This is a genomic window from Streptomyces sp. NPDC031365, from assembly GCF_055569765.1.
In genome coordinates, this window is the sequence record NZ_JBVIIM010000006.1 from 167441 (window position 1) to 182518 (window position 15078).

At 71.0% G+C, this 15078-nt stretch carries 7 protein-coding genes; all 7 read right to left on the reverse strand.

Annotated features, from left to right (window positions below; all coding sequences use genetic code 11):
* Positions 1-240 precede the first annotated feature (240 nt).
* The 7 genes from ACZ5C2_RS12590 to ACZ5C2_RS12620 all read right to left on the reverse strand — a co-directional run bounded on the left by ACZ5C2_RS12590 (position 241) and on the right by ACZ5C2_RS12620 (position 15019).
* Complete coding sequence (locus ACZ5C2_RS12590; RefSeq protein ID WP_468789402.1) at positions 241-1419, reverse strand: N(5)-(carboxyethyl)ornithine synthase; 1179 nt, start codon at positions 1417-1419, stop codon at positions 241-243.
* Positions 1420-2143: 724 nt separating this feature from the next.
* The gene (locus tag ACZ5C2_RS12595; RefSeq protein WP_468789404.1) at positions 2144-4432 is read right to left on the reverse strand and encodes a DUF2786 domain-containing protein; all 2289 of its coding nucleotides are present in this window, start codon (positions 4430-4432) and stop codon (positions 2144-2146) included.
* Positions 4433-4643: 211 nt separating this feature from the next.
* The gene (locus ACZ5C2_RS12600; protein WP_407111344.1) at positions 4644-6770 is read right to left on the reverse strand and encodes a UvrD-helicase domain-containing protein; all 2127 of its coding nucleotides are present in this window, start codon (positions 6768-6770) and stop codon (positions 4644-4646) included.
* Between the two features lie 16 nt (positions 6771-6786).
* Complete coding sequence (drmC, locus tag ACZ5C2_RS12605; RefSeq protein WP_386497686.1) at positions 6787-7566, reverse strand: DISARM system phospholipase D-like protein DrmC; 780 nt, start codon at positions 7564-7566, stop codon at positions 6787-6789.
* Positions 7563-9473 (reverse strand): DrmB family protein, encoded by a 1911-nt coding sequence (gene drmB / locus ACZ5C2_RS12610; protein ID WP_468789407.1) that lies wholly within the window; start codon positions 9471-9473, stop codon positions 7563-7565. The genes drmC and drmB overlap by 4 nt, the downstream gene beginning before the upstream one ends.
* The gene (drmA, locus tag ACZ5C2_RS12615; protein ID WP_407111343.1) at positions 9470-13267 is read right to left on the reverse strand and encodes a DISARM system helicase DrmA; all 3798 of its coding nucleotides are present in this window, start codon (positions 13265-13267) and stop codon (positions 9470-9472) included. Before drmA ends, drmB begins: the two co-directional genes overlap by 4 nt.
* An 81-nt stretch (positions 13268-13348) precedes the next feature.
* Positions 13349-15019 (reverse strand): hypothetical protein, encoded by a 1671-nt coding sequence (locus ACZ5C2_RS12620; protein ID WP_468789410.1) that lies wholly within the window; start codon positions 15017-15019, stop codon positions 13349-13351.
* Positions 15020-15078: the final 59 nt, after the last annotated feature.

Sequence of the window (15078 nt, forward strand, 5' to 3'; positions counted from 1 at the left end):
CCGGGGAGGGCCCACCGATCCGTGACGGACCGTCATCAACCGTTCACCCGGCGGGTGCCCGCCGCGTACCACGGGCCGGGTTCCCGTGCCCATGTGCCGTACAGGGGACGGCGGTTGGATCCCCGCCGGGAAAGACGGTCACGGCAGTCGAGGGAGACGGCCAGGGCCGGAGCCCACGGCGTCCGGACCGCGGTGCCGGTCCGGCACCTCGCTCATTCCGGCCAGGCCACAGCGGCCGGGTCAGACCGCCTGCGCGGAGGGGGCCGCGCCGTGGGCCGCAGCCGGGGGGTGCGGGTACTCGGCGGTCCGGTTCTGGAAGGAAAGGATCTTGGGGTTGACCACCACTCCGTCGCGGATCTCGACGGCGTTCCTGATCGTGGCGTCGCCGTCCCAGGACGCGGGGCCGCTCATGACCTTGCGCAGATAGGGCAGCAGCGCCTCACTGATCTCCCAGGTGGCCGAGTTCCACAGATAGGACGGGCTGTGGTCCACCCCGTAGTAGTGGCAGCCCGGGCCCACCGTGATCATCGGGTCCTCGAAACTGGTCGGCCGGGCCCATGCGAAGCCCATGCCCTCGTCGCAGGAGACGTCGACGAAAAGGGTCCCGGGCCGGAACAGGGCGAGTTCCTCGGCGGTGACGAACGTCAGAGGCGCGTCGGTGTCCTGCCTCACACAGTTGACGATGATGTCGAACCCGGCCAGATGTTCGGCGAGCGGCACGGGACCCAGTCCGGTGATCACCTCCAGACGGGACGGATCGTCCGCCCGCTCCGCGAAGTGGCCCATCACGACGGACGGCATCGGGGAGGCCACCGCGGCGGCGGCCCGCTGGGTGAGCACCGTGACGTCGGAGACCCCCAGGGCGCCCAGTCCGGTGACCGCCCCGCGTGCCGTGGCGCCGAAGCTGATGACCACAGCCCTCATCCGGCGGCCGTAGCTGCCGGTCACGCCACCGAGTTGCAGGGCGTGCAGCACGGAGGAGTAGCCGGCGAGTTCGTTGTTCTTGTGGAAGACGTGGACGCTGAAGGCGCCCGTGGAGGTCCAGTGGTTCATGGCCTCCCAGGCGATGAGGGTGAGCCGTCGGTCGATGCCGAGCTGGGTCATCCGCTCGTCCTGCACGCAGTGCGGCCACCCCCACAGGACCTGGCCCTCGCGCAGTTGGGCGACGTCCTCGTGCATCGGCTTGGGCAGCAGCAGCACATCGCACTCGGCGAGGAGTTGCCCGCGGGAGCGCAGTCCGCCCACCAGCGGACGCAGCGCTTCGTCACCCACACCGAACCGCTCGCCGTACCCCTCCTCGAGGAAGACCTTCGCGCGTACGTCGGGTGCGATCCGGTCGAGGTGATCGGGATGCAACGGCAGTCGGAACTCGTTCTCCTTGCGGGAGGAGGCCAGAACTCCGAGACTCAGCAGACTCATGTACGTCCTTCTGTTTCGTTGTCGTCGTACGTGGTGCGGCGTGATGCGGCTGCCGGGAGCGCCCGGTCGGGAACGGTCACCCGGGTGCCCGCGAACGCGCTCTCCCGGCGGGAGGGGCGTCCCGCCCGGGGCGTTGACCGACCCGCACGCCCTACGCGCGCCTTCCGGGGAGGCGAGCACCTTCCGCCGGCACGGTGGGGGACCACCACGGCTTCGGAGGCGTGCGCTCCCGGTAGTCGGTGCCGCACGCCGGGCGGTCAGGTCAGGTCCGGTCCGGTCCGGTGAGCAGCTCGGCGGTCGGTTCGAGACGGCCGCCGAGACGCCCGGTGAGCTTCAGAGAGCCCTGTACCGCCGGGCGCGGAAGAGGTTGCGGAAGTCGGCGGGACTGTGCGGGCCAGACGGCATCGCGCGGCTCATTTCCGGCCGGGTTCGTCGTGCGTCGGCCCTTGCCGTTCTTCGGGTGCGACGCCGCGATGGATGACGGCATACGAGGTGCGCCCGGTGACACCACCGTACTCCCTTCCGCACCCGGCCCCGACGGGCTGCCGAGGCGCCGCCCGGTCTCCTGCTCCGTCAGGCCCGGGGTGAACCTGCTCCTGCCGGCCGCGGGACGGACCGCATCCGCCCTGCTCGGGCAGCATGGTGGTAGCCGGTCACCGTCCTCCTCACGGTGATGTCCACCCGGGCCGCGTCTCCACCGGGAGAGGCACGCCGGGCGGTCCGGTCAGCCCGCGTCCAGACCCGCCCGGCCGTGGCTGCCGTCCGGATCGACGGACGGACCTCCGATGTCGGCGGACCGTCCGTCGGTCACGCCCTGGCCGAAGCCACTGCCGGAGAAGCGGATACGGCGTGCCTTGCCGAGCTTCGGGTAGGTGGCGGTCACCCGGGCCTCCACCTCCTGGGTCCGGTCGGAGAGGACCAGTTCGACGCTGCGTCCGTCACGGCCCCGGCCGGGATGTGCGCGCGTGTGCTCCGCCTCCGCCCGCGCCACGGTCTGTGTTGCCTCGACGCGCCGGATGACCTCCCGCATGAATCCGTACATCCACGAGCGCTTGTACGCGCGGGCATCCTCGGAATCGGCCCGGTGGAGCCGTTCCGCGCGGGCCGCCCCGTCGAGCATCTGCAGGCGCAGGCTCGCGAAGAGCACTTCCGTTGCGTGGACATCCGATGCGAAGCCGAACACGTGCGCGCGGTAACCGCGCTGCCGCGAGTGGAGGTGGACCACGGAGCAGCGCATCGCTCTCGCGATCCATCCCAGGAGCGTACTGGTCTCCTTGGCGTACGGAGGGCGCACGGCGATGATGCGGTCGACGGGCAGGACCGGTTCCGCGCGGCCCTCCAGCATCGCCTGCTCGATGCCGTACTTCGCCATCATCTCGGTCGCCTTGCCGAGGTAGGTACGGGCCTCCTCCTCGGTGGCGGCGGGATCCTCGGCCTTGGTGAGCAGCGCCCGGACCTTGCGGAGCAGGTCGCTGGGCAGGCCCTGCATGGCGGGACGGTTCCCGCTCATCCCGCCGTGGGTGTCGTCGCCTGGACTGCCCAGGTCATCGGCGTCGTCGTCCTCGCCGGTCTCCGCGTCCAGGACGGCCTCGGCGAGGTAACCGGGGTCGCCGACCAGGCCGTCCAGGGCCTCGAGAGCCTGGCGGCGCCAGTGTTCCGCGTCCTCCGTGCGGAGCCGGGCTCGAACCGTCCTGAGCAGCCTGAAGCCACCGTCCGGAGTGCTTTCGAGGAATTCGAGCCTGGCGTGCTCCAAGGATCCGAGAACGAGGAGGGCGCCCAGGTCGAAGGCCCGGTCGGGGGCGTACTCGATGCGGACCCCCGGGTCCGGGTACCACTCGCCCTGGTCGGTGGTGGGCCCGCCGAAGAGGTCGACCGGCGGTCCGGGGGCGTCCTCCAGACCGGTGTGCACGTGAATGACGGAGGCCTCGGGCCCGCCCGAGTAGGCGAGGGCCGCCGCCCGCTCCTGCGGGGAGGCCACGATGTGATACCAGACGGGCGTCGAACCCCGCATTCCGTGCCAGGTGCGCACACCCCGGACCCGGTTCCGGGCGGCTTCGGAGAGCACGGAGACGCTCAGGGAGTCGTCGCGGAAGGCTTCCGCGCCCTGCTCCGGCAGACAGTCCACGAAGGCGTCCAGGTACTCGCCGGCGCAGCGGTCCACCGCCCGGCCGCTCGCACGCCACAGGCGCCGCTCGACCGGAGAGAGGGCGTCGACCGTGGGCTGGACGACCACCGACATGTACCTCTTGATGACGGGGGACAACTCCTCGAGGAATGCCCGGACCGGCCCGGAACCGATGGCGTGCTCGGCCGTGCGCCAGACCTCCAGCCGGTCCGCGTACGCCTGCTGCTCGGCCAGCCAGACGAGGTGTCCGGCGTCGCGGAGGTACCCGCCGCGGAGCAGTACGGCGTCGGCGACGGCGCTGGTGGTCCGGGGGTCGGCGATTACGGCCTGGGCCAGCAGCCGGACGGGCTCCGGTTCCCGCCGGAAGAAGGCATCGAGGCCGACCAGTTCCTGCCCGAACCGGGTGCAGGCCGTCTCCGGTGCCGTGTCCGGCAGGGGTACGAAACCACCCCAGCGGGCCGCCCAGTGCTCTGCCGCCGGACCTCCCTCCGCCACGGTGATCTGCCGGTACCAGTGGTCGGACAGCAGGGCGGCCCAGCCCTCGGCATGCCAGGAACGCAGGGCCACGGCCTCGCTCGCGGCGAGTTCGCACCGCAGCGACAACAACAACTCGGGCAGGTCGATCCAGTCGGCCTCGGGGAGCAGCCGCTCCAGCCGGCGGACCGTTTCCTCCATCGGCCGGGCCTGTGCGTCGTCCGCGGCCACCTGTGCCACCACGGCCGCGGCCGGAGTGGCGGGGCCACCGGCCGCGGCCGGCATCATCTTGTACAGGGCCGGACAGGTGTCGTGCAGGAGCACCGCCAGTGCGGCGATCTCCCGCTCGAGCCAGTCACGGCGCTTCGCTCCGAATGCTTCGGCAGCCGCCGTGGTTTCGGCAGGTGTCGTCATCGGTCTTCCCCCATCAGTGTGTTCACAAGCTGCTCCAGTGCGTCGTGCAGTCCCTCGACCGCGACCGGCCGCCCCGTCCGCATGTGGAGGACATGGCGCGTCCCCTCGAGGCCCGGCGCGAGGCTCTGCGCCGAACGGCGTGGGAGCGACCCGCCTCAGCAGACGCCACGGCCCGGCACCGGTCGGCTGGCCCGCCGACCGTGTGATGACGTCAGCGCTTCAAGAAGGCGCTCCGGCGTCCCGACCACGACACGTAGAGTTCCTCCCGTGCCCGCGTGCAGGCCACGAAGAGAAGACACCTCTCGGCCATGAGGTCGGCGTCGTACTGACGCTGATCGGTCTCGGGTGGGGTGAGAGCCTTGGGGTAAGGGACCGCGCCGGCACGCACGTCGAGCACCGCCACGCAGCGAAACTCCAAACCCTTGAAGGCGTGCATCGTGCCGACGGCGACGGCCCGGGACGCGTCGGGGACGTCGTGGCGCAGCTGCCTCACGGGGATCCCCTCCACCCCGAGAACACGCTCGATCGCCTTTCCCTGGCGGGCGAACCTGGTGGCGACCCCGATCTCACCGGGATCGACACCGGCGTCCAGCCACCGCCGGACTCTGGCGACCAGGGCTCGGATCTCCGCATCCGGGCCGTTCGCTTCATGAGTTTCCGGAATCGCACCGTGAAGCGCGGACCGGTAGTGCCTGAGCGCCTCGTCCTCCTCGGCCTCTGCGAGCCCTTCCACGCCGTGGCCGAGAAGCATGCCTGCGGACCACTGCAGGATCTGCTGGGTACTGCGGTAGTTCTTCCGCAGGGTCGTGGACCGGCCCGCCACCGAGATGCCGAGGGACTTCAGGGAGACCTTGGAGTCGTAGATCCGCTGGTTCGGGTCTCCGGCGATGAACAGGTCGTCCGGCCCGTCGGGAACGGCGGCGCGCAGCAGCCTCCACTGGACGGGGTGCAGGTCCTGGGCCTCGTCCACGACGACGTGCCGGTACAGATGCCCGGTCGCCGTCACCAGGTCGGCGGCGAGAGCGGCACGCTGGAGGTAGGTGCAGCGTTTGCCCGCGGCCAGCAGGTCGATGAAGCGTTCGATGGCCTGCCATACCTGCGGTCTGCGGCTGGGGTGCAGACCGCTGCCCCGGCCCCTGCGGCGCGCGGAGGCGTACGCGTCGGCCGAGGAGAGCCCTTGGGCGACGACGACGTGCCGGTACTCCTGGTCGAGGAACTGCGGCGTCCAGGGCAGGTCCTGCTCGTCGATCACCCGCTGCCAGTAGTCGAGTTCCTCGCCGCCGCGGAGGGGCTGGAAGTCACCGCCTCCCGGCCGGGCGACGACCTGATGGGCCAGCGCGTCCACGGTGAGGACGTCCACTCTGTCCCTGAGCCGCGCGTCCGGTACCAGTTGCCGAAGTGACTCCCGCAAGGACGCGGCCAGGACGTTGGTGAACGTGGTGAGCAGGATGCGCTCGTCCGGACCGAGCCGACCTAGCAGGTGTTTGACCCGGTGGAGGGCGACGACCGTCTTGCCCGTGCCCGGACCTCCGCTGACCTGCGCCGGGCCCCAGTACGTGGATCGGTAGGCGACGTTCTGCTGCGAGGGGTGGAGGTAGACCCGCCACGCGGCGAACGGCATGTCCAGCATCGCCTGCAGATCTTCCGTCGCCGTGACCAGCGCCATGCGGGACGGCGTACGGCGGACCGCCTCGTCGAACCCGTCTGCCCCGACCTCCTCGGTCTCGTCCCGGCGGTGGGCGACGAGGTCGCTCCACACTGCCTCCACCGGCCATCCGGTGGCCAGGAACATCAGTACCTCGCACTGGTCGGCGGGGAGGAACGGGGCGAACATCTCCAGTTGGTCGAGGCTGTTGAGTGTGCGGACCCGCCGGAGCGTGTCGTCGTCGACTCCGAGCTTTCTCATGTCTCCATCGGAGACGTCACTGAACAGCGGCGGCTTCTCAGGAATCTCCAGCTCCGCGACTGCCGGCGCCAGTTCCTCCAGAGCTCCGGCGTCCCGGACCTCGACGGCGCGGGTGACGCGGTTGATGCTGGACTTCTGCTTGCTGCCCCAGGCGATGGCCTCGTCGTGCGGCAGGACCTTCAGCAGGACGAAGGTCTCCCCGCTCTCCGGGGCGAGGACGACCCCACGCCAGAAGCCACTGATCCTGATGGTCCGGATGTGTGGGTCGAGTGCGTTCCTGAGCTTCTCGACGTGCAGCCCCTTGTCGGCCAGGAGCTGTGGCAACGACAGCTCCCGGAACTTCCTCCAGGCGTCGACGACGCCCTTCTTCACCGGCTTCTGCAACGTATGGAGCTCGGTCAGAAAACCGATGTCGAGAGCGAGTTGGGGCACAGGACGTTCCTCCGTCTCATGACGTGCGGTGTGGTCGGCCCAGTCGGGTCAGTATGCCGAGGCGCTGTAGTTCGCGAACGTGCTCCGCGGCCCGGCGCGGTGCTGGACCGCCTTGCACCCTCACCGCCGCCTCGAGATTGCGGCGCGCGCCGGAGGCAGTGAGGTTGGCACTGCCGAGCAGGAGCACCCGCCGGTCGGCTATGGCGAGTTTGGCGTGCTGGCGCGCGCCTCGTTCCTCACGCCTGTCCTCGGGCCAGTGCCAGACGCCCACCCCGTCGACAGCCTGGAACGCCTCGGCCGGCTCCGGTCCTCCGAGCAGTCCGCCCGCTCCGGAGAGCGTTTCCACCACGACGTCGACGCGAACGCCGCGGGCGACCGCGTCCGCGAGCGCGGCCCCGAGCGCGGGATAGGGGCGGGCCGAGTAGGTCATCGCGATGCACTCCTCGCGCGCCTCCCGCACCAGTTCGACCAGGGCCTGTGCCATGGCGCGCACGGGTACGTTCTGTGTCCTGGGACCGCTCCACACGGTACCGACCTCGACCTCGTCACGTCGGCCCGTCCAGCCCGCCACGAATCCCCGCAGGTACGCGGCTGCTTCCATCCCGCTGATCCCGGCCTCCGCGGCGGTGTCCCACACGTCGGTGACCGCGGCCTCCGCCTCCGGTACGCGCAGTGCCTGCCGGGTGTACGCGCGGCTGCGGCCGAGAGCGAAACAGCCCGCCAGGTCCTTGGCCCGGACCGGACCGAGAGCGGCGACGGCGTGTGCCGCCGCTGCTTCGAACGCCTGTCGGCTCACTCCACCAGCTCCCTGGGGGTCAAGAGGTCCGCGGGGTCTCCTCCCAGCGGCACCAGGTAGCGGCGGTCCAGATACCGGTTGCCTCGCTCGCAGGTCGTCTCGGAGACGAAGAGGCACGCGTGGCACGCCGCGCCGTGCAGGTAGTCGAACGGTTTCTGCGGTACACGCTCGGCGCACAGCGGATCGGATGAGCAGTGCGCGGCGTCGCCAAGTGCCCTGCGGACGATGCGCTCGAAGTGCCGCTCACCCGCCAGCGTCACGAGGCCTCCGAGCGTGCCTTCCGCGTCGGGGACGGCGGTGTAGATCAGGATGCCGGTTCGCGGGTCGGTGTCGGTGCCGGCGTAGATGCGCTCCCCGAGGCTCGCCGAGCTGTATCCGCACTCCAGAGCGATCGTGCGGATCAGCATGTGGGACAAGGTGTGCAGGGCGATGTACCGGGCGCCGGGCCAGTGGTCCATGGGATGGAAGCCGCCGGGGATACGTCTCGACCGGCGGTTGGTGCGGAACTGGGCGTACGCGTCGCGGTGCGCGTGCATCGTGTCGGACGTCTCCATACGCGCCGCCCAGTCGGCCACCAGTGTGTCCTGCACACGCAGGAAGATGCCCTCACCGCGGACCTCTCCGGCCGGGACCCAGCCACGGGGCCTGGTGCTCAGAGAGACCTGCCGGACGAGTTCCGGGTCCTCCGGGTCGGGTGCGTCGAGCCGGGTGAAGCCGATGAGGGCACGGGCCTCGCGCAGCCGCTCCACTTGCCGGACGTCGGCGAACAGGCCGCGCAGCGGTTCGGGAACGTCGACCTGCTCCAGGGCGAAGTCCTCGGTCGGTCGGGGCAGGACCGCGGAGGTGAGCAACTGCCACTCGGGGGTGAGCAGGTCTTCGCCGTCGGCCGGTGTGCTCTCCGGCTGCTTCCCGGATTGTGCGAGGTGGTGTGCGTTGACCGCGTCGACGACCTCTTGTGCGTCGTGCTCGTTCAGGTACCGGTAGTGCGGTGCCTGGGACATGGCCTGGAAGATCGCCGTGCTGGTGATCATGTTGAGCTCGGCCCAGCGGGACTCGACGAGGGCGCGGAGGTCGTCCTCCTTTCCGGCGGGCAGGGCGAGGGCGGTCAGGGTGATGGGGAACCACTGGTTCGAGGCTCCGGCGACCAGCACGAGGGGGTTCTCGGAGCACCCGTCACCGCCCGCGAAGGTGTCCAGGTGAGGGTGGCGTCCCCGGCAGCGCGGCAGGTGCTGCCGACCGCGTTCTCCCATCGCGTGGCGGATGTTGCGGTGCGCGCCGCAGGGGATGCACTCGATGGTCACGTTGGCGGCCTGGTTGCCGCCGTTGTCCCGCATCCGCATCCGCGGCCGTTCGGCCTTCGGGCACCCTGTGCCGCCGTGGGCGAAGAAGACGTAGGGGAACTCGTCGAGGTGGCCGTCCCTGCACACCAGGGTGAACCGGGCCGCGACGGCGAGCGGTTTGGTGCCGCGGCGCTTGCAGTCGTGCACGAAGCGCGCCTCGTGCGGGGTGCGCGGATTGCGGTTGACCAGTTCGAAGGACCCCGAATCGAGGGCGGCGAGCTCGTTGCAAGCGGTGCAGCGCATCCATTGCGGAAACGGGGTGACGGGCACACCGGTGTGCTGGGCGGCGGGCCCCTGCGGGTTGTTGTCGCCTCCCTCCGCCCAGGGCGGGGAGCGCAGTTCGTCGACGCGATCGGCGCCGTAGAGGCGCAGTCGCCGGTTCACCGCGGCCCGCAGCCGCGGTTCGTCGATGAGGTAGTGCTCACCGGGGAGGCCGGTGTGGTTCCAGGCCTCGAGACCTTTGACTATGACGGAGAAGTTGGGCAGGTCGATCAAGGCGCCGATGCCGCCGGTGAACATCAGATGACTGGGCCGGGCGGCTCCGACCCTGCGGTACTGCCCGCTCATGCCTGCTCCTCCGTGCTCTGCTCGTCGTCGGCGTGTCCCTGGGTCGCGCTGAAGTCCCAGGCGGGGCCGGGGGCCACGGCGTATCTGCCGCCGCCGGGCAGCAGGAGGTTGATCTCGTTCTCCGTCTCACGCATCGACATCGGCACGGTGAGCGGGTCCCAGCGTGATCCGTCGGCGGTGCGGAGCAGCCCGGTGACGACCTCGTCGGCCTTCTTCTCCTGCCGGTAACCGAGGGTGGCGCTGCCGTCGCGGCGCTCTCGCCACTCGTCTTTCAGGGCCAGGATCCGCTCGCTCAGATACCCGCGCGCCCTGCTGCCGGCGACCGCTTCGGCCCGGTCGAGAAGCCGTGCCTCCACCTGACGGGCGATGTCGCCGTCGAGGTCGACGGTCTGCGCGTCCGCGTTGCGCGAGTGTTCGTCCACGGCATGCCGGAGGGCCGCGACATACGTCGGCGTGGTACCCCGGTCGAGCGCGCGGCGGGTGAACGGTGTGACGGACAGCGCCTCGACCTGACGGTAGAAGGTCGCGTGGTAGTGCCGGAAGTCCTCGTAGTGGGCGAGGTCCCTGGGCCTGGACCAGTTGTAGAGGGTGACGACGAGGCCCGGACGTTCCAGAGAACGGCCTACGCGAGACGACGCCTGGATGTACTCGGCGGTGTTCTTCGGCTGCCCCACGACCAGCATCAGACCGAACCGGGAGACGTCCACGCCCACCTGGAGCATGGAGGTGGCGAGTACGGCGTCGACGGCTCTGGGGCCGCCCTCGACGCGCGGCCTGCGCGGGGGCTTGCTGCTCAGGGCGTCGGCGATCTCCCGGGCGATGGCCCTGCGTCGCCTGCTGGTGTCCTTCTCGGGATCGAATCGCCCTTGGAGGCGTTTGAGGGCAGTGCCGATCTGGTTGGAGGAGATGCGCGAGGTGAGTTCCTCGACGTTGAGCATGCCGGACCGGGTGACGATCCGGTCGGCGATTCCGTCGCCCACCCGGCTCGGGTTGCGGCGTACCCGGGTGGTCACGTCGTCGTCCAGGTAGCGGCGCATTCCGGCGAGTTCGCGGGTGGCGTTGAAGTAGCCGACGAGGGTCATGTAGGGGTCGGCGGGTGCCCCGTACCGGTCGAAGAGGTCCTGCCCTGCCCTCAGCAGGATCTCGGCCAGGCGGATCTCGGCGGACTTGAGCCGTGTGCCGTGGGCGCACACGCCGAGGTAGCGCCGCCCGGGGGTGCCCTCGGTCACCGGCACCTGCCGGGAGAAGAACGTGTCCTTGTGGTCGAGCACCTGGGGCGGGAAGACCGCGACGGCCCGGCCGAAGACGCCGCGGACCTGTTCGTCGGCACGTTTGGTGGTGGCGGTGGAGGCGACGATCTTGGGGCCTGCCAGGAGCCTGGCCCCGTCGTTCCGGGTGACCGGCCAGCTGCACAACTGGTCGACGGCCGCTTCGAAGAGTCCCACGGTGGTGCCGAGGGCGCCGGAGATCAGGTGCAGTTCGTCCTGGATGATCAGGTCCGGCGGCCTCAGCCGGTCGGTGGGCCGGGAGCGGACGGCGTCGTGACCGCCCTTGTCCTTGCCACCGCCCTTGGCGTTGTGCCGGCTTCCGCAACCGGTGCGGGTGTCGAGGTCCTCGTGCCGGTGGCCGTGGCGGTCGCACCACTGGGTGGTACGGCCGAAGAGCAGGCCCGCGTAGCCGTTCCAGGGGAGCTGGGCGAGTTTGTCGACGGTGGCGATCAGCATGCTCGGCACGAGGCGGTAGATCTCCTCGTCGACGGTGAGGACCGGCAGTCCTTCCTCCTCCGCCCGTGACCCGAAGAACGCGCGGGAGGCGATCCGGGAGAACGGGCAGGCGTCGGCCGGGCTTTCGCCACGAGGGCAGAAGACGAGGATCCTGCGGCGGTCCTCGTCCGGGACGACATCGCGTTCGGCACGCAGTTCCTCGCCGCACCAGGGGCAGTTGAGGACCTGCATGACGCCGGCGTGGCGCCCGTCGGCGCTCTCCTTCGCCATACCGATCTGGCTCCGGGCCTCGTCGAACCAGTTCGGTGAGACGGTGCCACCGACCCACAGGCCGATCCGGAACGGGGTGGTCCCCCAGCGTGTGGTGTCCTCGCGGCGCAGGTGTTCGGCGGCGCACACCAGGGCGGCGGCGCGCTGGAACTGCTGGGCGGTCAGCAGCCGCAGGGTGTAGCGCATGAGCACCGCGACGCCGTCGTCCCCGCTGCGGGCGTCCGGCCCGGTGCCGATGACCCCCTGGAGGCGGCGCAGGGCGAAGGTGTAGGCCGCGAGGCCGAGGTAGGCCTCCGTCTTGCCTCCACCGGTGGGGAAGAAGAGCAGGTCGACGAGGGCTTCGCGGCCGGTGCCGCGGTGCGGGTGCGCCGGATCGGTGAGGGAGGTGAGGTTGAGCAGGACGAACGCCAGCTGGAAGGGCCGCCACTCGGCCGCCTGCGGTCCGCGTCCTTCGACCTCGGTCCTGGCCGCCTCGTACGTCGGGGCGGTGGTCCCCTCGGAGGAGGTGCGCAGTTCGGTGATGGCCGTGTTGCGCCGCTGCAGGGCCATGGCCCGGTTGGCGAAGCGGAACGCTTCGAGAGCGCGCTCGTCGGCGCGCAGGGTGTCGATGCCGTGCCCGACCCGGTCCGCGATCTCGGCCGCCTTGACGAGGGCCACCTCGGCGGCGTCCCGGAGGTCGGCCGGCAGGTCGGCCGCGCGTGCGCGCTGACCGTGCAGCCAGGCCGCGTAGCCGTCGGCCAGCGGGCGCAGGGCGGCGGCCAGGTCGTCCTGCCGTCCGGGGACGGCGAGTTCCGCCAGTGCGTCCATGGACAGTTCCAGCCCGGTCAGCAGCTCCTGGTCCTTGGCCGAGGGAGCCATGGTGGTGGGCACGTCGTACGTGGGCAGCCAGGTGGTCTCGAGTTTGTGGGCGTTGCGCTGTCCGTCGCGTACGTGAGCGTGCACGGCCACGTTCCGGCCCACGGCGTGACGGAGTTCGTCGCGGTACAGGAGCCGGAGATGCCGGTCCTCGTGGTCCTCGGGGGCCGCGTGCTCGAAGGCCGGGGCCAGCGGGTCGTCGATGGGCAGGAAGACGGGGGCGGTGTCGTCGGGGAAGGCGGTGACCGACAGACGGGTCTGGAAGAGCCAGTTCTGGTCCCGGAGTTCGGCGGAGTCCTCCAGCCCGTTGACCAGGGCGATCTCGACGACCCGCAGGTCGGGCCCGGAGGTGGTGGCACGCCGGCGCACGCGGACGTCGAGGCGGATGTGCGGTTGCCCTTCGGCACCTTCCAGGTAGTACGGCTCGTGGTCCTCCGGCTCGCGGACGCTGATGTCCTCGACATGACGCACCGCCTCCCGGCTCCAGGGACGGCGGACGGTGCCCTCGTCGTCGAGGGTCTCGCTGCGGGCGTAGCGGCCCCAGGCGGCGACGACGCTGAGGGTGCCGATGTCGGCGGGGACGACGAAGGACAGCCCCATCGAGGGCGCCCAGATCCGGCCGGACGCCTGCGGTGTGAGCAGTTCGGGCAGCTCGGCCTCCCGCGCGTCGCCGTCGCCCTCGGGCGCGGCCTCGATGCCCTGGGCCGCCGCACGGGCGGTCTCGTCCGAGTGGGCCGGAGCGGGCCGCGGGCCGAGCATGCCGACCAGGTAGCGGTCGCGAGGGCCGGCGTCGTGGTGCAGCTCCTCCTCTTCGCCGCCCCAGGGGCCGAGGAGGTCGTCGGCGATGAACTTCTGCAGCCCTTCCCGCACCGTGTACGAGGTGCCCTCGTCGAAGTGCTGCTCGACGTCGTCGATCGGGTGCGGAACATCGGTGCTCTGAGCCATGGACGGGCCTCTTCGACGGAGATGGAGCGAGGAGAGCAGCTTTTCATGCATTGACTGAGTTCACAATGCCCGTTCATGAGGTCAGAAGAGGGTGTCGCCTCGGGCGAACAGACCGCTGTCCAGGTCCCACGCGTGCTGTTCCCCCTCGGACTCGGCGACCGCCGCTCCCGCCGACCCCAGGAGGGTGGGCAAGGTGCCGGGGTCCCTCTCTGTCATGGCGTCCAGCTCGGCCATGGCACAGGCCCGCATGGCTTGCCGCAGCGGCCCGGGAATCTCCACCGCGGTCGTCCGCACCATCCGCGTCCGGCCCGTCGCCCAGTCGTGCACGAGGAAACCGAGACGTGCGTGGCCCGTGCGGGCGAGTGCCAGCATCCGGCACAGATCGTGCGCGTCCTCGTCGTCGTAGCCGAATCCCATCTGCAGCAGGTCCTGGTACGACTGCCCGCGCGCCGGGCCGACCAGGAAGGTGGACGGATCGCCCAGGTCCACCTTGAACTCCGCGCCCGCCGCGCTCTGGAAGTCCAGGGCCGCCTCGACCTCCTCCGGTCCGTCGAGTCCGTAGAGCCACCACGACTGCGTGCCGAGCACGCCGGTCCGTCCTCTCCTGCCGTAGGCCTCCCGCAGGCCGGCCACCTCCGCCCCCATCCAGTCCGGCACCTGGGTCTCGGGCCGCTGCGCGGGCGGAAGAAGGGCGTACAGGTGCTCGGACTCCACCGGTACGGCGCCGGGATCGCCCGGCCCGGGTGTCACCGTCAGCGCCCACTGCTCCAGGTAGGAGTCCTCCCGCAGCAGTTCGGGGGTCCCCCGCCGGTCGATCAGGGCACGCTCCACGGCGGTCAGCCTGCTGGTCACGGTCTCCACGGTGAACGCCTGGTAGGTACGTCCGAGTTCGGCGCTACGTGACAGCGCGGCCCGCAGGCCCCCGGGCAGGGGTGAGCCACCGGAGTCGGCGTCGGCGAGGCTCAGCGACGCCTCGGCCAGCGAACTGACGGCGTGACCCAGCGCGTACTGCTCCCAGAGGACGCGCAGATGGTCGGGATCCCCGTAGGGAAAGGGCCGCGCGGTCATGTTCTCCAGCACGCCGCGTACGGCGGAGTTGGTGACCTGGTCGGTGAGGAACAGCGCTGCCGCCCGGTCGTCCGCGTCCCGCGTGAAGTCCGTGAGGGCCCGCCACCCCTCGAAGGGCCTGGGACCGGGGCCGAAGCCGCCCGACCACAGGAGGTCGGAGTCGCACGCCCAGCGCTCCCTCAGTTCCCGGTGCACCGCGGGCCAGCCGGTCCCCACCCGCACCGCCTGCCCGCGCCTGGTGAACCGTTCGGCGAGTTCCGCGGCCCGCCGGGAAGCCCAGTGCTGGAGCAGCGCCAGGCTGAGGTCCGGCAGCTCCCACGCGAGGAACCGGATGTCGTGGAGCTCCGCCAGGGCCGCGTGGTCCAGTGCGCGGATCCCTCGCCACACGTCCTCGACCAGCCCCATCCGCTTGGACAGCGTTCCGCTGTGCGGCCCGAGGACGCGCTGGAGGTCCACCGCGGCCTGCGAGAGCTGCGCGCACGCGACGTCCGCGGCCGCGAGCCGGGCGAGGACGGTCGCGGAGATCAGGGTCCGGTCTCCGAGGTCGTGCGGGATCAGCTCCGCGAGCGGAGGAGAGAAGTGCTGGAGGGCGACCTCCAGCGAGTGTGCGATCCCGTCGAACCAGAGCGCCCGGCGCTCAGCGAACCCCTCCGGCGTCCAGTCGTCCCGCGCGTCCTCGTGCATGCCCGTTGTCGCCCTTCCCCACCCGCGTCCCTCGCCCTACGCGGCCCCACGGCCACTCT